Source organism: Comamonas sp. A23 (genome assembly GCF_004522605.1).
In the GTDB taxonomy this organism is placed as follows: Bacteria; Pseudomonadota; Gammaproteobacteria; order Burkholderiales; family Burkholderiaceae_C; genus Comamonas; species Comamonas thiooxydans.
Genome location: NZ_RSDT01000002.1, coordinates 574,679 through 592,730 on the forward strand (window position 1 = coordinate 574,679; position 18,052 = coordinate 592,730).

At 63.1% G+C, this 18,052-nt stretch carries 15 protein-coding genes; 6 read left to right on the forward strand and 9 right to left on the reverse strand.

Annotation, left to right across the window (positions count from 1 at the left end; all coding sequences use genetic code 11):
* Nucleotides 1-22: 22 nt before the first annotated feature.
* The 5 genes from mlaE to EIC84_RS07120 form a co-directional block, all read right to left on the reverse strand.
* Nucleotides 23-799 (reverse strand): lipid asymmetry maintenance ABC transporter permease subunit MlaE, encoded by a 777-nt coding sequence (mlaE, locus tag EIC84_RS07100; RefSeq protein WP_003062071.1) that lies wholly within the window; start codon nt 797-799, stop codon nt 23-25.
* On the reverse strand, nt 796-1,608 hold the full coding sequence (locus EIC84_RS07105) for an ABC transporter ATP-binding protein (RefSeq protein WP_003062068.1): 813 nt from the start codon (nt 1,606-1,608) through the stop codon (nt 796-798). The genes mlaE and EIC84_RS07105 overlap by 4 nt, the downstream gene beginning before the upstream one ends.
* Before the next feature lie 221 nt (nt 1,609-1,829).
* Nucleotides 1,830-2,606 (reverse strand): amino acid ABC transporter ATP-binding protein, encoded by a 777-nt coding sequence (locus EIC84_RS07110; RefSeq protein ID WP_003062063.1) that lies wholly within the window; start codon nt 2,604-2,606, stop codon nt 1,830-1,832.
* Nucleotides 2,587-3,240, reverse strand: a complete 654-nt coding sequence (locus EIC84_RS07115; RefSeq protein ID WP_003058677.1) for an amino acid ABC transporter permease — start codon at nt 3,238-3,240, stop codon at nt 2,587-2,589. The genes EIC84_RS07110 and EIC84_RS07115 overlap by 20 nt, the downstream gene beginning before the upstream one ends.
* Before the next feature lie 143 nt (nt 3,241-3,383).
* On the reverse strand, nt 3,384-4,193 hold the full coding sequence (locus EIC84_RS07120; RefSeq protein WP_003062059.1) for an amino acid ABC transporter substrate-binding protein: 810 nt from the start codon (nt 4,191-4,193) through the stop codon (nt 3,384-3,386).
* Between the two features lie 266 nt (nt 4,194-4,459).
* Here EIC84_RS07120 and EIC84_RS07125 point away from each other — a divergent pair, with 266 nt between their 5' ends.
* Entirely contained in the window at nt 4,460-4,909 is a 450-nt protein-coding gene (locus EIC84_RS07125) for a DUF3293 domain-containing protein (protein ID WP_034361381.1), read from the forward strand.
* Between the two features lie 145 nt (nt 4,910-5,054).
* Here the strand turns inward: EIC84_RS07125 and EIC84_RS07130 are convergent, their stop codons facing one another.
* The 4 genes from EIC84_RS07130 to EIC84_RS07145 all read right to left on the reverse strand — a co-directional run bounded on the left by EIC84_RS07130 (nt 5,055) and on the right by EIC84_RS07145 (nt 13,156).
* Nucleotides 5,055-6,530: a glutamate synthase subunit beta gene (locus EIC84_RS07130; RefSeq protein ID WP_003062054.1), complete on the reverse strand. Its 1,476-nt coding sequence runs from the start codon at nt 6,528-6,530 to the stop codon at nt 5,055-5,057.
* A gap of 73 nt (nt 6,531-6,603) precedes the next feature.
* Nucleotides 6,604-11,340, reverse strand: a complete 4,737-nt coding sequence (locus EIC84_RS07135; RefSeq protein WP_003062051.1) for a glutamate synthase-related protein — start codon at nt 11,338-11,340, stop codon at nt 6,604-6,606.
* 182 nt (nt 11,341-11,522) lie between these two features.
* Complete coding sequence (locus EIC84_RS07140) at nt 11,523-12,230, reverse strand: transposase (RefSeq protein WP_003062049.1); 708 nt, start codon at nt 12,228-12,230, stop codon at nt 11,523-11,525.
* 89 nt (nt 12,231-12,319) lie between these two features.
* Entirely contained in the window at nt 12,320-13,156 is an 837-nt protein-coding gene (locus EIC84_RS07145; protein WP_034361331.1) for an IclR family transcriptional regulator, read from the reverse strand.
* 104 nt (nt 13,157-13,260) lie between these two features.
* Here EIC84_RS07145 and EIC84_RS07150 point away from each other — a divergent pair, with 104 nt between their 5' ends.
* The 5 genes from EIC84_RS07150 to pcaD all read left to right on the forward strand — a co-directional run bounded on the left by EIC84_RS07150 (nt 13,261) and on the right by pcaD (nt 18,029).
* Nucleotides 13,261-13,962, forward strand: a complete 702-nt coding sequence (locus EIC84_RS07150; RefSeq protein ID WP_003062042.1) for a 3-oxoacid CoA-transferase subunit A — start codon at nt 13,261-13,263, stop codon at nt 13,960-13,962.
* A 31-nt stretch (nt 13,963-13,993) separates the two neighbouring features.
* Entirely contained in the window at nt 13,994-14,635 is a 642-nt protein-coding gene (locus tag EIC84_RS07155) for a 3-oxoacid CoA-transferase subunit B (RefSeq protein ID WP_003058693.1), read from the forward strand.
* A 60-nt stretch (nt 14,636-14,695) separates the two neighbouring features.
* Entirely contained in the window at nt 14,696-15,907 is a 1,212-nt protein-coding gene (pcaF, locus tag EIC84_RS07160) for a 3-oxoadipyl-CoA thiolase (protein ID WP_003062039.1), read from the forward strand.
* A gap of 165 nt (nt 15,908-16,072) precedes the next feature.
* Nucleotides 16,073-17,068, forward strand: coding sequence for a tripartite tricarboxylate transporter substrate binding protein (locus tag EIC84_RS07165; protein WP_003062036.1), 996 nt, complete (start codon nt 16,073-16,075; stop codon nt 17,066-17,068).
* 163 nt (nt 17,069-17,231) lie between these two features.
* Nucleotides 17,232-18,029 (forward strand): 3-oxoadipate enol-lactonase, encoded by a 798-nt coding sequence (pcaD, locus tag EIC84_RS07170; protein ID WP_003062032.1) that lies wholly within the window; start codon nt 17,232-17,234, stop codon nt 18,027-18,029.
* Nucleotides 18,030-18,052 lie beyond the last annotated feature (23 nt).

Below are 18,052 nucleotides of genomic sequence, written 5' to 3' on the forward strand. Positions count from 1 at the left end.
TACCTCTATCTGCTGAGCAGCCTCAAATGCTGAACATGGTTGCGGTGAGCAGGAAGTCCAGGCCCAGAACCGCTAGCGAAGCCACGACCACGGTGCGGGTGGTGGCACGGGAAACTCCTTCAGGCGTGGGCTTGGCCGCATAGCCTTCGAGCAGGGCCACAAAGGTCACGGCCAGGCCGAAGACAAAGCTCTTGAGCACGCCATTGCCCAGATCGCTCCACCAGTCCACGCCCTGCTGCATCTGGCCCCAGAAAGCACCGCTGTCGACGCCGATCATCACCACGCCCACCAGCCAGCCGCCCAGCACACCCACGGCGCTGAAGACTGCAGCCAGCAAAGGCATGGTGATCAGCCCGGCCCAGAAGCGCGGCGCCAGAATGCGTTTGACGGGGTCCACCGCCATCATCTCCATTGCAGACAGCTGTTCACCGGCCTTCATCAGGCCGATTTCGGCCGTCAGGGCCGTGCCGGCACGACCCGCGAACAGCAGGGCCGTGACCACGGGCCCCAGCTCGCGCAGCAGGCTCAGGGCCACCATCATGCCCAGCGCCTCGGCCGAGCCATAGCGCTGCAGGATGTAATAGCCCTGCAGACCCAGCACAAAACCCACGAACAGACCGGAGACGCCGATGATGGCCAGCGAATAATTGCCCAAAAAGTGAATCTGGTCGCCGATCAGGCGCGGGCGCCTGAGCGCCGGCCCCATCAAACCCAGCAGGCGCCACAGCAGGCGTGCGCCAATCCCCATGTTGACCAGCTGGCAGCGCACTGCCAGGCCAATGCGTGCGAGAAAGTTCATGCACGCCTCCTGCTGCCAAAGTCCTCGTCGGCGCTGACGCCCGGATAGTGAAACGGCACAGGCCCCGTGGGTCTGGCATGGATGAATTGCTGCACCAGCGGGTCGGTGCTGGCGCGCACCTCCTCCGGTGTGCCCTGAGCGGCAACGCTGCCGGCTCCCAGAATCACCACATGGTCGGCCACGCGGAAAGTTTCTTCCAGATCGTGGGATACCAGAATCGAAGTCAGGCCCATGGCATCGTTGAGCTGGCGGATCAGCTGTGCCGAGGTACCCAGCGAAATAGGGTCCAGGCCCGCGAAAGGCTCGTCATACATGATGAGTTCGGGGTCCAGCGCAATCGCGCGGGCCAGTGCCACGCGGCGGGCCATGCCGCCCGAGACCTGGGAAGGCATCAGATCGCGCGCACCGCGCAGGCCCACGGCATGCAGCTTCATGAGCACGATGTCGCGAATCAGCTCTTCGGGCAGATCGGTGTGCTCGCGCAGCGGAAAGGCCACGTTGTCGAACACGCTCATGTCGGTGAACAGTGCACCGAACTGAAACAGCATGCCCATGCGACGACGCGCGGTGTAGAGCTGCTGCGCATTCATGATGGTCACATCCTGGCCGTCAAACAGCACCTGCCCCTGCTGGGCATGGTTCTGCCCGCCGATCAGACGCAGCACCGTGGTCTTGCCACCGCCCGATGCGCCCATCAGCGCCGTGACCTTGCCGCGCGGCACTTGCAGGGACAGATCGCGCAGGATGACGCGGTCACCATAGCCAAAGGTGACATTGCGCAGTTCCACAAAGGGTGCGTTGGGTGACATGCGTGAATAGCCGCTCAAGAGAAAGCAAACTGGTATTGTGCCGACAAGCTCGGCAAAAAGCTCGGGTTAGCCCCAAGTAAACATACATTCGCGAATGTTTCTTGAAGGTCTGGCTTGAATTGCAGAGCAATCACTCCTGTTTCAGGAGCATTAAGTGCTTGTTGCGTATTCGCAAACTGCTGTTTTTGCGATATGAAACCGCATCAGCAGCTGCGACTTATTTACAACATATTCTGCAGAAACGCCTTGGTACGCTCGTGCTGAGGCGCCACAAAGAATGCTTCGGACGGGCCTTGCTCGACGATGTAGCCACCGTCCATGAAGATGACGCGGTTGGCCACCTCTCGCGCAAAACCCATCTCGTGGGTCACGACCAGCATGGTCATGTGCTCCTCGGCCAGTTCGCGCATGGTGCGCAGCACCTCGCCGGTCAGCTCGGGATCCAGCGCCGAGGTGGGCTCGTCGAACAACAGAATGTCCGGCTCCATGGCCAGTGCACGGGCAATCGCCACGCGCTGTTTCTGACCGCCGGAGAGATGGTTGGGGTAGGCATCGCGCTTGGCGGCCAGCCCCACCTTGGCAAGCAGAGCCTCGGCCTTGGGAATGATGTCTTCGCGCTTCATGCCCTTGACGATGACGGGCGCCTCGATGATGTTCTCCAGCACCGTGAGATGGGGAAACAGATTGAAGGACTGAAACACCATGCCCATCTTGCGGCCGATCTTGCGGATTTCGGCATCGCTCACATACTGAGCCCTGGCCTCACCCTCGGAGCGCGCCAACACCTCGCCTTCGATGCTGATGGTGCCGCGGTCAATCGTCTCCAGGTGGTTGAGGCAGCGCAAAAAGGTGCTCTTGCCCGAGCCGGACGGGCCGATCACGGCCACCACCTCGCCGCGCAGCAGCTCCAGAGAGACGCCGCGCAGCACTTCGTTGCTGCCAAAGGCCTTGTGGATGCCCTGGGCGGAAATCATCACATCAGGCGTCGTACTTGGCATATTTTTTCTCAAGATATTGGAAGCCCCAGGTCAGCACCAGGGTCATGATGAGATAGAAGGCCGCAGCCACGATGAAGGGCGTGAAGCTGAAGTCGCGCTGCACCACGCCGCGCGCCACGCGCAGCAGATCGTTGAGTGCCAGCACATAGATCAGCGAGGTGTCCTTGACCAGGGTGATGGTCTCGTTGCTGACGGGCGGCAGGATGCGGGCCCACATCTGGGGCAGCACGATGCGGCGCATGGTCTGGGCATAGGTCATGCCCAGCACCTTGGCGCCCTCGTACTGGCCGCGGTCCACGGACTTGATGCCGGCGCGGAAGATCTCCGCAAAGTAGGCCGCATAGTTCAGCGCAAACGCCACCACGGCGGCAGGAAAGTCGGGCAGGCGCACACCGATGTAGGGCACAAAGGGCAGCGCGAAGTACACGAACAGCAGCTGCAGCATCAGCGGCGTGCCACGCATCAGCCAGATATAGGCGCCCACGGCGCTGCTCAGCGGCTTGATGCTGGAGATGCGCATCAGCGCCAGCGCCAGCCCCATGGGAATGGACAGCGCCAGCGTGATGAAAAACAGCTTGAGTGTGACAAGGGCACCAGCCGACATGGGCCCCAGGAGCGAGATTACATAGTCCATCAAATGGCCTTCAGTGTGGCGCTGCAGCTATCGAAAGCCCGCCACAGGCACGGGCGTGCGCAGGAGGAAGTGTTTGCACGCATTGTCGTCGCAAAAAAAACCGGCAATGCCAGGCATTGCCGGTGCAGTACGTCAAAAAGGGATTAGTGCTTGATGACGTCGGCGCCGAACCACTTCTGGGCGATTTCAGCAGCCTTGCCGTCCTTCTTCATTTCGGTCAGCACATCGTTGACCTTGTTGCGAGTGGCTTCGTCGTCCTTGCGGAAACCCACACCGTAGTCTTCGGTGCCGAAGTCCTCGGCCAGCACCACGTAGTTGTCGGGCTTCTTGTTGACGTAGTAGCGACCCACCACTTCATCCACCACCACCACGTCCAGACGGCCGGCTTCCAAGTCCATCATGGCAGCGATGTTGTCACCGAAAAGCTTGGTTTCCTTGAACTTGTCCGACAGTTCTTTGTCCTTGGTCAGGGCGGTCACGGCGCTGGAGCCTTCCTGGGCGCCCACGATCTTGCCGACCATGTCAGCCTTGCCCTTGATGGGAGAGCCGGCCTTCACGATGATGATCTGCTTGTTCACCATATAGGGGTCGGAGAACAGGATCTTTTCCTTGCGCTCTTCCAGAATGGTCAGGCCGTTCCACAGAGCGTCCACGCGCTTGCCCAGCAGCTCGGCTTCCTTGGCATTCCAGTCGATGGGCTTGAACTCCACTTCGATATTGGCGCGCTTGGCGACTTCACGGGCCATGTCGATGTCGAAACCGACCAGCTCGTTCTTTTCGTCACGGAAACCCATGGGCGGGAAGTTGTCGTCCAGGCCCACCACCAGCTTGGCGGCGGCTGCTGCGGGAGCGGGCGCAGGAGCTGCAGCGGTGTTGCTTGCGGGCTCGTTCTTGCCGCAGGCAGCCAAAATTGCAGTCAGGGCCACCGAGGCCAGCAGGGTACGTTTTTTCATGGCGTCAAAATTTGAAGTGGAAAAAGCGGAGGCAGGGGCTTTGTCTCCCGTCCGGGGCCACCGCAGCCGCCCCGAAGCCGGGCTGCCGCCAGCGCCGAATCCGCTATTGTCGCGCAGACGGGACAGAACGTCACTCGCCGGTCGCAAAACCATCACGACTTAGGCAAAACAGGTTCAGGCAAGACGGCTTCCTCAGGGGGCAGACCGTTGTTGCATTCTTGTTTGTACAAGTCCACACCATGTGCAAGCTTGCCAAACTCCAAACCATGTCACCACCGTCACCAGACACCAGCCAGCTCCCGCCTGCCTTGCAGCAGGCCTATCGCGATGCGCTCTACCGGGTCGATGCAGCCCAGGGCGCTGTCGCACAGACGCTACGCGTGGGCGAGCGCAATGACTGGCTCGGGCAACAACTGGGACGGCAGCTCGTCCAGGCCGCCTGCTATCTCACTGCCTGCAATCCCTTGGGACAGATCCTGGAACCTGCGGAGAACGCCCGCCGCATGCGCGCCCTGCGCCAGGAGCTGGACAGCGAGGGCTGGCAGTACCTGGGCGGCTCGGGCCAGGACCCGCTCGGCCATTGGCCTGCGGAGGACAGCGTGATGATCTGGGGCATGGATGCCGACACGGCCATGCAATGGGGCCGGCACTGGCAGCAGAATGCCGTGCTGTGGAGCGATGCCGACGCCCGCCCTCGGCTTCTGTGGCTACGCTGACTTTTTCTAATAGCAACTTACGCTTTACAGCAATCAAAAACCCACTGAAATCTCTCTGAATTCCATTTAAGGAAAGCGCTTGAAGCTATCAAAAACAAAAGGCATTCCGGGGAATGCCTTTTGTTTGATGACCCGCCGTGAATGATCAGCGAGGCAGTTCGCTGGCGCCCATCAGGAACTCGTCCACGGCACGTGCGGCCTGGCGGCCTTCACGAATGGCCCACACGACCAGCGACTGGCCACGGCGGATGTCGCCGGCAGCGAACACCTTGGACACGCTGGTGGCATAGCCGCCGATGAAATCGGTGCTGGCCTTGGCGTTGCCGCGCGCATCCTTGTCGACGCCAAAGGCTTCGAGCACGGTGGCGACGGGGTTCACAAAGCCCATGGCCAGCAGCACCAGATCCGCAGGCCAGACCTTTTCCGTGCCGGGCACTTCGCTCAGCTTGCCATCCTTGAACTCGACCTGCACGGTGGTCAGGCTCTTGACCTTGCCCTTTTCGCCGCCGAATTCCTTGGTGGAGATGGCGAACTCGCGCACCACGCCTTCGTCGTGGCTGGACGAGGTACGCAGCTTGATCGGCCAGTAAGGCCAGACCAGGGGCTTGTTCTCCTGCTCGGGCGGCATGGGCATGACCTCGAACTGGGTCACGCTCTTGGCGCCGTGGCGGTTGGAGGTGCCCACGCAGTCGGAGCCGGTGTCGCCACCGCCGATGACGATGACATGCTTGCCGTCGGCACGGATCTGGCCCTTGAGCTTGTCGCCCGCGTTGACCTTGTTCTGCTGGGGCAGGAACTCCATCGCGAAGTGCACGCCTTCCAGATCTCGGCCGGGCACGGGCAGATCACGCGACTGCTCGGAGCCGCCAGTCAGCAGCACGGCATCGAACTCGGCGTTGAGCTGCTCGGGGCTGATGGTTTCCTTGGCCCAGTTGGTGACCTTGGAGTCCTTGCCCAAGCCGTCCTTGCCGGCAATCAGCACGCCGGTGCGGATCTTCAGGCCTTCGGCCACCATCTGCTCGACACGGCGATCGATCAGGCCCTTGTCCAGCTTGAAGTCGGGGATGCCGTAGCGCAGCAGGCCGCCCACGCGGTCGTTCTTCTCGAACAGGGTCACGTCGTGGCCGGCGCGCACCAGTTGCTGGGCTGCCGCCATGCCTGCAGGGCCGGCACCGACCACGGCCACCTTCTTGCCGGTCTTGTGCTTGGGCAGCAGGGGCTTGACCCAGCCTTCGCTCCAGGCACGGTCGATGATGGAGTGTTCGATGGACTTGATGCCGATGGCGTCGCCATTGATATTGGCCACGCAGGCAGCTTCGCAGGGTGCGGGGCAGATGCGGCCCGTGAACTCGGGGAAGTTGTTGGTGCTGTGCAGCGTGGTGATGGCGTTCTTCCAGTCACCCTGGTACACGAGGTCGTTGAAGTCCGGAATGATGTTGTTGACCGGGCAGCCGTTGTTACAGAACGGCGTGCCGCAGTCCATGCAGCGTGCAGCCTGCACCTTGGCCTGATCGGTGGTCAGGCCGATGACGAATTCCTTGTAGTGCTTGAGACGTTCCGCAACGGGGGCATAGCCCTCTTCGATGCGCTCGTATTCCATGAAGCCGGTGGTCTTTCCCATGATCTTTAATCCTTGAAATCTGTGTTCGCTTGCAGTGCGGTGGCCGCCTGGCCGCCACCGCTTGGAGCCGTGTTTACTTGGCGGCTACTGCTTCTTTCTGAGGAGCTGCTGGCGCTTTCGCAGCTTGCTTTTCCTTCTGTTTGCGTTCAAAGATCTCGCCGAGTGCACGCTGGTACTCGGTCGGGAACACCTTGACAAACTTGGCACGCGCTGCGGCCCAGTTGTCCAGCAGATCACGGGCACGCTTGGAACCCGTCCAGCGGCTGTGAGCCTCCACCATATTGCGCAGTTGCTGATCGTCGCTCTGGCCGCGGTGCCAGATGCCGGGATCGACACGCGAGACAAACTCGTCGTGCGGCAGCACCTTCTCCAGCTTCACCGAAGCGGTGTTGCAACGCTCGGCAAACTTGCCGTCCTCGTCGTAGACATAGGCTACGCCGCCGCTCATGCCGGCCGCGAAGTTGCGGCCGGTCTTGCCCAGCACGACCACGGTACCGCCGGTCATGTATTCGCAGCCGTGGTCACCCACGCCTTCGACCACGGCCGTGGCGCCGGACAGACGCACGGCAAAGCGCTCGCCGGCCACGCCGCTGAAGAAGGCCTCACCGCTGGTGGCGCCGAACATCACGGTGTTGCCCACGATGGTGTTGGTGGTGGTGGAGCCACGGAACTCATGGCTGGGATGCACCACCACACGGCCGCCGGACAGGCCCTTGCCGGTGTAGTCGTTGGCTTCGCCGCTGAGGTTCAGCGTGATGCCGTTGCACAGGAAGGCACCGAAGGACTGGCCGCCCGTACCTTCGAAGTGGATGCGGATGGTGTCGTCTGGCAGGCCTTCGGCGTGATGCTTGGTCACCGCGCCAGAGAGCATGGCACCGACGGAGCGGTTGACGTTGCGCGCCACTTCCATGATGCGCACCTTCTCGCCGTTGTCGATGGCGGGCTTGCAGCGCTCGATGAGCTTGACGTCCAGCGCCTTGTCCAGCAGGTGATCCTGGCTTTCCACGTGATAGCGGGCCACGTCGGCAGGCACTTCGGGCTGGGCGAACAGACGGCTGAAGTCCAGGCCCTGAGCCTTCCAGTGCGCTATGCCCTTGCGGGTGTCGAGCAGGTCGGAACGGCCGATCAGGTCGTCGAACTTGGCGATACCCAGCTGGGCCATGATCTGGCGCACTTCTTCGGCGATGAAGAAGAAATAGTTCACCACATGCTCGGGTTTGCCGGTGAACTTGGCACGCAGCACGGGATCTTGCGTGGCCACGCCCACGGGGCAGGTGTTGAGGTGGCACTTGCGCATCATGATGCAGCCTTCCACCACCAGCGGAGCCGTGGCGAAGCCGAACTCGTCGGCACCCAGCAGAGCACCGATGACCACGTCGCGGCCGGTCTTCATCTGGCCGTCGGCCTGCACACGCACACGGCCGCGCAGACGGTTCAGCACCAGGGTCTGCTGGGTCTCGGCCAGGCCGATTTCCCAGGGGCCGCCCGCATGCTTGATGGAGGACCAGGGCGAGGCGCCGGTGCCGCCGTCGTGCCCTGCGATCACCAGGTGATCGCTCTTGCACTTGGTCACGCCTGCGGCAATCGTGCCCACACCGACTTCGGACACCAGCTTGGTGCTGATGCTGGCGTGCGGAGCCACGTTCTTCAGATCGTGGATCAGCTGCGCCAGGTCTTCGATCGAGTAGATGTCATGGTGTGGAGGAGGCGAGATCAGGCCCACACCGGGCACCGAGTGACGCAGTGCGCCGATGTAGTCGGAGACCTTGCCGCCGGGCAGCTGACCGCCTTCACCGGGCTTGGCGCCCTGAGCCATCTTGATCTGGATCTGGTCCGAAGAGGCCAGATATTCGGCAGTCACGCCGAAACGACCGGACGCGACCTGCTTGATCTTGGAGCGCAGCGAGTCGCCGGCCTGCAGTTCGATATCGGACTCGACCTTGTCCTTGCCGATGATGGAGGCCAGGGTTTCGCCCTTGCTGATGGGGATGCCCTTGAGCTCGTTGCGATAGCGCTTGGGATCTTCGCCGCCTTCGCCGGTGTTGCTCTTGCCGCCGATGCGGTTCATGGCCACGGCCAGCGTGGCATGGGCTTCGGTGGAGATGGAGCCCAGGGACATGGCACCCGTGGCAAAGCGCTTCACGATTTCCTTGGCCGACTCGACCTGGTCCACGGGAATCGCCTTGGCGGGATCGAACTTGAACTCGAACAGGCCGCGCAGCGTCATGTGGCGCTTGGTCTGGTCGTTGATCAGCTGGGCGTATTCCTTGTAGGTGCTGAAGTTGTTGGCACGTGTGGAGTGCTGCAGCTTGGCGATCACGTCAGGCGTCCACATATGCTCTTCGCCACGGGCGCGCCAGGCGTACTCGCCGCCGGCATCCAGCATGGTTTCGAGCACGGGGTCGTCGCTGAAGGCAGCTTCGTGGTTGCGGATGGTTTCCTCGGCGATCTCGAAGACGCCGATGCCTTCCACACGGCTGGCCGTGCCCGTGAAGTACTTGTCCACGGTCTCGCTGTTCAGGCCCACGGCTTCGAACAGCTGGGCGCCGCAGTAGGACATATAGGTGGACACGCCCATCTTGGACATGATCTTGGACAGGCCCTTGCCGATGGCCTTCACATAGTGATAGATGGCCTTGTCGGCAGTGATGGGCGCAGCTTCGCGGCTGAAGATGTCGACCAGGGTCTCCATCGCCAGATAGGGATGCACGGCTTCCGCACCGTAGCCGGCCAGCACGGCGAAGTGGTGCACTTCGCGGGCCGTGCCGGTTTCCACCACCAGACCGGCGGTGGTGCGCAGGCCTTCACGCACCAGATGCTGGTGGATGGCGGACAGAGCCAGCAGCGCAGGGATGGCCACTTGCGTGGCGCTCATGTTGCGGTCGCTGATGATCAGGATGTTGGCACCGCCCTTGATCTCGTCCACGGCGTGGGCGCACAGCGAGGCCAGCTTGGCTTCCACACCCTGCTTGCCCCAGGACAGCGGGTAGGTGATGTCGATCGTCGAGCTCTTGAACTTGCCGTTGGTGCGCTTCTCGATATCACGCAGCCTGGCCATGCCTTCGAAGTCGAGCACGGGCTGCTGCAGCTCCAGGCGCATGGGCGGGTTGACCTGGTTGATGTCCAGCAGGTTGGGCTTGGGGCCCACGAACGACACCAGCGACATCACGATCGCTTCGCGGATCGGGTCGATGGGGGGGTTCGTCACCTGGGCGAACATCTGACGGAAGTAGTTGTACAGCGGCTTGTTCTTGTCGGACAGCACGGCCAGCGGGCTGTCGTTGCCCATGGAGCCAATGCCTTCCTCGCCCTTTTCGGCCATCGGGGTCAGCAGGAACTTGATGTCTTCCTGCGTGAAGCCGAAGGCTTGCTGGCGGTCCAGTAGGGACAGCTCGGTCTTGGCTGCGGGTACCTTGAAGTCGGCGGGGATTTCCACCTCGTCGAGCTTGATGCGCAGGTTCTCGATCCACTGCTTGTAGGGCTTGGTGTTGACGACGTTGGCCTTGAGCTCTTCGTCTTCGATCATGCGACCCTGCTCCAGGTCGATCAGCAGCATCTTGCCGGGCTGCAGGCGCCACTTGCGCACGATCTTGCTATCGGGCACGGGCAGCACGCCGGCTTCGGAAGCCAGGATCACCATATCGTCATCGGTGATGCAGTAGCGCGAGGGACGCAGACCGTTGCGGTCCAGCGTGGCACCGATCTGGCGGCCATCGGTGAACACGATGGAGGCGGGGCCGTCCCAGGGCTCGATCATCGCAGCGTGGTATTCATAGAAGGCGCGGCGGCGCTCGTCCATGGCTTCGTGCTGCTCCCAGGGCTCGGGAATCATCATCATCACGGCCTGGCTGATGGGATAGCCGGCCATGGTCAGCAGTTCCAGGCAGTTGTCGAAGGTGGCGGTGTCGGACTGGCCGGCAAAGCTGATGGGATAGAGCTTTTGCAGGTCTTCGCCCAGCACGGGAGAGGCCATCACGCCTTCGCGCGCCAGCATCCAGTTGTAGTTGCCGCGCACGGTGTTGATTTCACCGTTGTGGGCCACATAGCGGTAGGGGTGAGCCAGGGGCCACTCGGGGAAAGTATTGGTGGAGAAACGCTGGTGCACCAGACCGATGGCCGAGACGCAGCGCTCGTCTGCCAGGTCACGGTAGTACACGCCCACCTGATCGGCCAGCAGCAAGCCCTTGTAGACCACGGTGCGGCTGCTCATGCTGGGAACGTAGTATTCCTTGCTGTGCTTGAGGCCCAGGTTCTGGATGGCGGCCGAGGCCGTCTTGCGGATCACGTACAGCTTGCGCTCCAGCGCGTCCTGCACGATGACGTCGGCGCCACGGCCGATGAAGACCTGGCGCAGGATGGGCTCCTTTTCCTGCACGGTGGGCGACATGGGCATGTCGCGGTTCACCGGCACATCGCGCCAGCCCAGCAGCACCTGGCCTTCGGCCTTGATGGCGCGCTCCATCTCCTGCTGGCAGGCCAGGCGCGAGGCATGTTCCTTGGGCAGGAAGATCATGCCCACGCCATATTCGCCGGCGGGGGGCAGTGCCACGCCCTGCTTGGCCATTTCTTCGCGGTAGAGCTGATCGGGGATCTGGATCAGGATACCGGCGCCGTCCCCCATCAGAGGGTCCGCACCCACTGCACCGCGATGGTCGATGTTCTCGAGGATCTTCAGTGCCCCTAGCACGATGTCATGGCGCTTCTGGCCCTTGATATGGGCCACAAAGCCCAGACCGCAGGCATCGTGTTCGTTGCTCTTGGAGTACAGACCGTGGTCCTGGAGATACTTGATCTCGGCAGCAGTCGTCATGGGGAATCCTCTTATATCAATCGCGGGGAACGCAAGATTACGACAGGACATGAAGTTATGCAATAAGTTTTAATTAGGGTCAGATTCCAATTAATTCCCAACTTTTTTTATTTGCATTTAATTAGGGACATATAAAAATAGAGTGAAGCAATCCAATAAAAACAAAGGGTTGGAAGAACCGCCTAGTCTTCGTGCACCGAAGCTGTGCGTGCTGCAGGCCTGCCGGCCTTCTGCCGCTTCACGCGTCGCTCGGTTTTCTGTTGCAAATTTTCAATGAAATCGGGCTCGCCCAAAGCCCAGCCACGCAGTGCGGCATGGCTGATCTGCGCCTGGGTATCGGCATCCAGACCGGCCTCCACGGCTCTGACATAAGCGGCATCTCTGGCAAACGGCGTGTTGCCCAGAGCCCAGAAAAGCGCATGCGGGCTGATGAGCGCATCGCTTTGCAGGCCTGCGTTGTGCGCATAGCTGGACCAGGGCCAGTCCACCGCGCGCTGCACCAGCCCGTCGCGCACGGGGTTGAGATCCATGGAGACCATGGTGGCCATCAGCCATTGCTCGGCCTGCAGCACGGTGCAGCGATAGCGCCCCTCCCACAGCGTACCGGTGCGTCCGTGGCGGTTGTTGAAGTAGCGCACATAGCTGCGCCCCACGGCCTGCATGAACTGGGGCACGCCCTGCTCCGTTCTGGGCGTCAGCAGCAGATGGAAGTGATTGGGCATGAGCACATAGGCATGCACATCGACCTCGAAGCGCCGCGCCATCTCGCGCATCAGATCCAGCATGACCAGGCGATCCTGCGCGTCCACAAAGATCTCGCCGCTGTTGTTGCCACGCTGGATGATGTGGTGCGGCATGTTTGCCAGCGTGAGACGGGGAAGGCGGGCCATGGAGCGGACTTGAGCAGGGGCGACAGAGAAGGCGTTTCGGTCATTATGAAGCGTCGCGCCAGGGCCGACGCGTCCTCAGGCGCCAGACATCACAGATGCATGCGACCCGAAGCACTCAGCAACTGACTGATGTGGCGCGTAGCGGCCAGCAACTGCGGCAGCAACCGCTCGCGCATCATCTGCTCGCTGGTGCGGTTGGCCTGACCACTGATGTTGAGCGCCGCCACGGTCTGGCCGCGCGCATTGCGTATGGGGGCGGCAATCGAGATCAGGCCCTCCTCCAGCTCCTGGTTGAGCAGGGCCCAGCCCTGCTCGCGCACGCGGGCAATCTCGGCATGCAGCTCGTCGTCGCCGGTCAGCGTGTGGCGCGTGAAGGCGCGCTGCTCGCGCCGGGCCATCAGCGCCCGCAGCTCATCGGGGGGCAGAGCCGCCAGCAGCACCCGGCCCATGGATGTCCAGAAGGCAGGCAGTCGCGAGCCCACGCCCAGATTGGTACTCATGATCTTGTGCGTGTGCACGCGCAGAACATAGACCACGTCCAGGCCCTCGAGCACCGCGGCCGAGCATGACTCCTTGACCTCGTCCACCAGCGCCTCCATCGCAGGCTCGGCCAGATTCCACAGCGGCGTGGAGCTCAGATAGGCAAAGCCCAGATCCAGGATGCGCGGCGTAAGTGCGTAGTACTTGCCATCGCTGCGCACATAGCCCAGCGTCTGCAGCGTCAGCAGGATGCGCCTTGCACCGGCACGCGTCAGACCCGTGGCGGCAGCCACCTCGCTGAGCGTCTGCTCGGGCGCCCTGGCGCTGAACGAACGTATGACTTCCAGCCCCCTGGCAAAGGACTGCACATAGCTGTCACCGGGCTTGAGCGAGACCGCTTCGCCCTCGACCTGGGTTTTCCCTGATGTGGTTTTTACAGTCTCCATTTTCATCATCCTTTTCTACAATTCTTTTAGCGAACAAATGTTCTATATACGAACATTTTAGCGCCAATGGCACAGATCTTTGTGTAGAAAAATTGGAGACACCCATGATCAACAAGATCGCCGACTCGGTCGCTCAGGCCCTGTCCGGCATTCAAGACGGCTCCACCGTGCTCATCGGCGGCTTCGGCACCTCGGGCATCCCCGGCGAGCTGATCGACGGCCTGATCGCCCAGGGTGCACGCGAGCTCACCGTGGTCAACAACAATGCCGGCAATGGCGACACCGGCCTGGCCGCCCTGCTCAAGACCGGCCAGGTGCGCAAGATCATCTGCAGCTTCCCGCGCCAGGTGGACAGCTGGGTCTTCGACGAGCTGTACCGCAGCGGCAAGATCGAGCTCGAACTGGTGGCCCAGGGCAATCTGGCCGAGCGCATGCGCGCTGCCGCCGCAGGCATAGGCGCTTTCTTCTGCCCCACGGCCTACGGCACCGAACTCGCAAAAGGCAAGGAAACGCGCGAGATCAACGGCAAGCACTATGTGCTGGAGTACCCCATCCATGGCGATGTGGCCTTGATCAAGGCCGAAAAAGGCGACCGCTGGGGCAATCTGACCTACCGCATGTCGGCGCGCAACTTCGGCCCCGTGATGGCTTCGGCCGCCAGGTTCACCGTGGCCACCGTGCATGAGATCGTGGAACTCGGCCAGCTTGACCCCGAAACAGTGGTCACCCCGGGCATCTATGTGAGCCAGGTGGTGAAGATCGAGCGCGTGGCCACCCAGGCCGGCGGCTTCAAGAAGGCGGCCTGAGCCCGCCAAGGTCCAGCAAGGAGATACAAGCGTGAGCTATCAAAAACGAAGCAAGGACGAACTGGCCCTGCGCGTGGCCCAGGACATTCATGACGGTGCCTATGTGAATCTGGGCATAGGCCAGCCCACCCTGGTGGCCAACCACATCCCCGCAGGACGCGAGATCGTGCTGCAAAGCGAGAACGGCATTCTGGGCATGGGCCCGGCACCGGCGGCCGGCTCCGAAGATTACGACCTGACCAATGCCGGCAAGCAACCCGTGACCCTGCTGCCCGGCGGCAGCTATTTCCACCACGCCGACAGCTTCGCCATGATGCGCGGCGGTCACCTGGACATCTGCGTACTCGGAGCCTTCCAGGTTTCAGCCACGGGCGACCTGGCCAACTGGAGCACGGGCGAGCCCGGTGCCATTCCCGCCGTGGGTGGAGCCATGGACCTGGCCATTGGCGCCAAGCAGACCTGGGTGATGATGGATCTGCTCACCAAAAAGGGCGAGAGCAAGGTCGTGGCCCAGTGCAGCTACCCGCTCACCGGCCTGGGCTGCGTCAAACGCATCTACACCGATCTGTGCACCCTGGCCTGCACACCCGAGGGGCTGCGCCTGATCGACAAGGTCGAAGGCCTGGAGCACGCCGAACTCGAACGCATCGTGGGCCTTCCCATCGCGGCCTGAACGGCCCTCAAGCCAATCCGACCTAGACCCCAAGCTCAATTTTTATAACGGAGACATGTCATGAGCAACCAAAACCAAGCCTTTATCTGCGACGCCATCCGCACCCCCTTCGGTCGCTACGGCGGCGCGCTGTCCAGCGTGCGCACCGATGATCTGGGCGCACTGCCCATCAAGGCGCTGATGCAGCGCAACCCCGACGTGGACTGGACCGCCGTGGCCGATGTGCTCTATGGCTGCGCCAACCAGGCTGGCGAGGACAACCGCAACGTGGCCCGCATGTCGGCGCTGCTGGCCGGCCTGCCCATCGACGTGCCCGGAGCCACCATCAACCGCCTGTGCGGCTCGGGTCTGGACGCTGTCGGCACGGCCGCGCGTGCCATCAAGTCCGGCGAAGCCCGCCTGATGATCGCCGGCGGCGTGGAGAGCATGAGCCGCGCCCCCTTCGTCATGCCCAAGGCCGAGTCCGCCTTCAGCCGCAACAATGCCGTCTACGACACCACCATTGGCTGGCGCTTTGTCAACAAGCTGATGAAAGCACAGTACGGCGTGGACTCCATGCCCGAGACCGCCGAAAACGTGGCCGACGATTTCGGAATCGAACGCGAAGCCCAGGACCGCATGGCCCTGGCCAGCCAGGAAAAGGCCGCGGCTGCGATTGCTGCCGGCCATCTGGCGCGCGAGATCGTGCCCGTCTCCATCGCCCAGAAAAAGGGCGATCCCATCGTCGTGAGCCAGGATGAGCACCCTCGCGCCACCACCATCGAGGCCTTGGCCAGGCTCAAGGGCGTGGTACGCCCTGACGGCACGGTCACGGCCGGCAACGCCAGCGGCGTCAACGACGGTGCCTGCGCCCTGCTGCTGGCCAACGAGGAAGCGGCAAAACAGTACGGCCTGGTGCCGCGCGCCCGTGTGGTCGGCATGGCCGTGGCCGGCGTCGCGCCGCGCATCATGGGCTTCGGCCCCGCTCCCGCCGTGCGCAAGGTGCTGGCCCAGACAGGACTGACTCTTGAGCAGATGGATGTCATCGAGCTCAACGAAGCCTTTGCCGCACAAGGCCTGGCCGTGCTGCGCGACCTGGGCATTGCCGACGACGACCGCCGCGTCAACCAGTGGGGCGGCGCCATCGCCCTGGGCCATCCCCTGGGCGCATCGGGCGCCCGCCTGGCCACCACGGCCGTGAACCAGCTGCATGCCTTCGGCGGCCGCTATGCGCTGTGCACCATGTGCATCGGCGTGGGCCAGGGCATCGCCGTGGTGCTCGAACGCGTCTGATCCCGACTGCGGCAGGGACCGGCCAAGTCCGGCCTGCTGCCGCCCCCTGCCTCTTACACCCAAACAACGACCGCTGGCGTGCACCTTCTCTCGCAGGTGTGCCACCGCGGCAGCCCGCGCCCCGGCCTTTGGCCGGCGGTGTCTTGCCTTTTTCCGGAGACCTAGATGTCCAATTCCCTTTCCCTGTCTCGCCGCCGCAGCCTGCAGACCCTGGCAGCAAGCGCCCTGTTCGCTCTGGGCGCTGCTCCCTCCATGGCCCAGACGCCCTATCCCAGCAAGCCCATCACCATGATCGTGCCCTTCTCGGCCGGCGGTACGACCGACATCCTGGCGCGCGTGGTGGGCCAGGCCCTGAGCACCGAACTGGGCCAGAGCATCATCATCGACAACCGCCCCGGCGCGGGCGGCAATATCGGCGGCCAGGCCGCGGCCCGCGCAGCCGGTGACGGCTACACCCTGTTCATGGGAACGGTGGGCACGCACGCCATCAACGAAGCCCTGTACAAAAAGATGCCCTTCGACCCGGTCAAGGACTTCGCTCCGCTGACCCGCGTCGCCAATGTGCCCAATCTGCTGGTGGCCCACCCCAGCCAGCCCTTCAAGACGGTCAAGGAAATGATGGCCTACGCCAAGGCCAATCCCGGCAAGCTGAATTTCGGCTCCTCGGGCTCGGGCAGCTCCATCCACCTGTCTGGCGAGCTGTTCAAGTCCATGACCCATCTGGACATGGTGCATGTGCCCTACAAGGGCAGCGCGCCGGCCATCACCGATCTGCTGGGCAACCAGATCGCCATCATGTTCGACAACATGCCCTCGGCCATCCAGCATGTGCGCTCGGGCAAGCTGCGCCCCATCGCCGTGACCACGGCCAAGCGCTCGCCCGAACTGCCCGATGTGCCCACCGTGGCCGAAGCCGGCGTGCCCGGCTATGAAGCCACTTCCTGGTTCGGTCTCTTCGTACCAGTCAAGACACCGGCCGACATCCAGCAAAAGCTGCATGCCGCCATTGCCAAGGTGCTCAAGGATCCCGCCGTGATCAAGAAGATCAACGACCAGGGCGGCGAAGTCGTGATCGACACCCAGGACGGCTTTGCCAAGTTCATCGATGCCGAAGCCAAGAAGTGGGGCAAGGTCGTCAAGGACTCCGGCGCCAGCGTTTGAGATCAGACACACCCCCTGAGCCGCTGCGCGGCTTCCCCCTCTCCTTCGGGAGGGGGACGACAGCCTCGCTGCGGGACGGCCCTTGCTCGCTGTCCCTAGCTTGATCCACGCCAGTTTCATGCGCTGCTACGCGCTCTACTTCACTCATCGTCTGCGAGTCTGTATGACCACCTCCCTGCTCTCCACTGCCAGCGGTGATTTCCGCATTGATCTGCAAGGCCCTGCCGACGCCCCCGTGCTGGTGCTGTCCAACTCCCTGGGCACCACGCTGGAGATGTGGGATGCACAGGTAGCTGCCCTGCGCAGCGAATTTCGCGTGCTTCGCTACGACACGCGCGGCCATGGCGCCAGCGTCTGCAACGACGGCCCCTACAGCTTTGACCAGTTGGGCCGCGATGTGCTGGCCATCCTCGACGCGCTGCAGGTACAGCAGGCGCATTTCTGCGGCATCTCCATGGGCGGCCTGACCGGCCTGTGGCTGGGTGTCAATGCCGGCCAGCGCCTGCGCAGTCTCACCGTGGCCAACAGCGCCGCCAGAATCGGCGTGGAGTCGGCCTGGCTGGAGCGTGCCGCCCAGGTGCGCGCCAACGGCGCAGCCGGCATGCAGGCCTTGGCCGAATCGTCGCCGGGCCGCTGGTTCACGCCCGGTTTTGTAGCTGCCCAGCCGGCCGTGGTGCAACGCGCCCAGGCCTGGATCGCCAGCATCGCCCCCGAAGGCTATGCCAGCTGCTGTGAAGCACTGGCCCGCGAGGACCTGCGCGCAGCGATTGCCGCCATCGCCACGCCCACGCTGCTGGTGGCCGGCGCGCATGACCCCGTGACCACGGTGGCCGATGCCCAGGCCATGCAGGCCGCCATCGCCGGCTCGCAGCTGGTCGAGCTGCAGGCCTCGCACCTGTCCAATCTGGAGGCGCCCGAGGCCTTCGAACAAGCCCTGGCCGGCTTTGCACGCCAGCACTGACCGACGCCGCGACGACCGGCTGC

Bases quoted from the DNA above. Each gene is read 5' to 3' on its own strand.
- EIC84_RS07165 (WP_003062036.1), top strand. From the start codon at position 16,073: ATGTCCAATTCCCTTTCCCTGTCTCGCCGCCGCAGCCTGCAGACCCTG.
- pcaD (WP_003062032.1), top strand. From the start codon at position 17,232: ATGACCACCTCCCTGCTCTCCACTGCCAGCGGTGATTTCCGCATTGAT.
- EIC84_RS07150 (WP_003062042.1), top strand. From the start codon at position 13,261: ATGATCAACAAGATCGCCGACTCGGTCGCTCAGGCCCTGTCCGGCATT.
- pcaF (WP_003062039.1), top strand. From the start codon at position 14,696: ATGAGCAACCAAAACCAAGCCTTTATCTGCGACGCCATCCGCACCCCC.
- EIC84_RS07105 (WP_003062068.1), bottom strand. From the start codon at position 1,608: ATGTCACCCAACGCACCCTTTGTGGAACTGCGCAATGTCACCTTTGGC.
- EIC84_RS07125 (WP_034361381.1), top strand. From the start codon at position 4,460: ATGTCACCACCGTCACCAGACACCAGCCAGCTCCCGCCTGCCTTGCAG.
- EIC84_RS07110 (WP_003062063.1), bottom strand. From the start codon at position 2,606: ATGCCAAGTACGACGCCTGATGTGATGATTTCCGCCCAGGGCATCCAC.
- mlaE (WP_003062071.1), bottom strand. From the start codon at position 799: ATGAACTTTCTCGCACGCATTGGCCTGGCAGTGCGCTGCCAGCTGGTC.
- EIC84_RS07130 (WP_003062054.1), bottom strand. From the start codon at position 6,530: ATGGGAAAGACCACCGGCTTCATGGAATACGAGCGCATCGAAGAGGGC.
- EIC84_RS07120 (WP_003062059.1), bottom strand. From the start codon at position 4,193: ATGAAAAAACGTACCCTGCTGGCCTCGGTGGCCCTGACTGCAATTTTG.
- EIC84_RS07145 (WP_034361331.1), bottom strand. From the start codon at position 13,156: ATGGAGACTGTAAAAACCACATCAGGGAAAACCCAGGTCGAGGGCGAA.
- EIC84_RS07115 (WP_003058677.1), bottom strand. From the start codon at position 3,240: ATGGACTATGTAATCTCGCTCCTGGGGCCCATGTCGGCTGGTGCCCTT.
- EIC84_RS07135 (WP_003062051.1), bottom strand. From the start codon at position 11,340: ATGACGACTGCTGCCGAGATCAAGTATCTCCAGGACCACGGTCTGTAC.
- EIC84_RS07140 (WP_003062049.1), bottom strand. From the start codon at position 12,230: ATGGCCCGCCTTCCCCGTCTCACGCTGGCAAACATGCCGCACCACATC.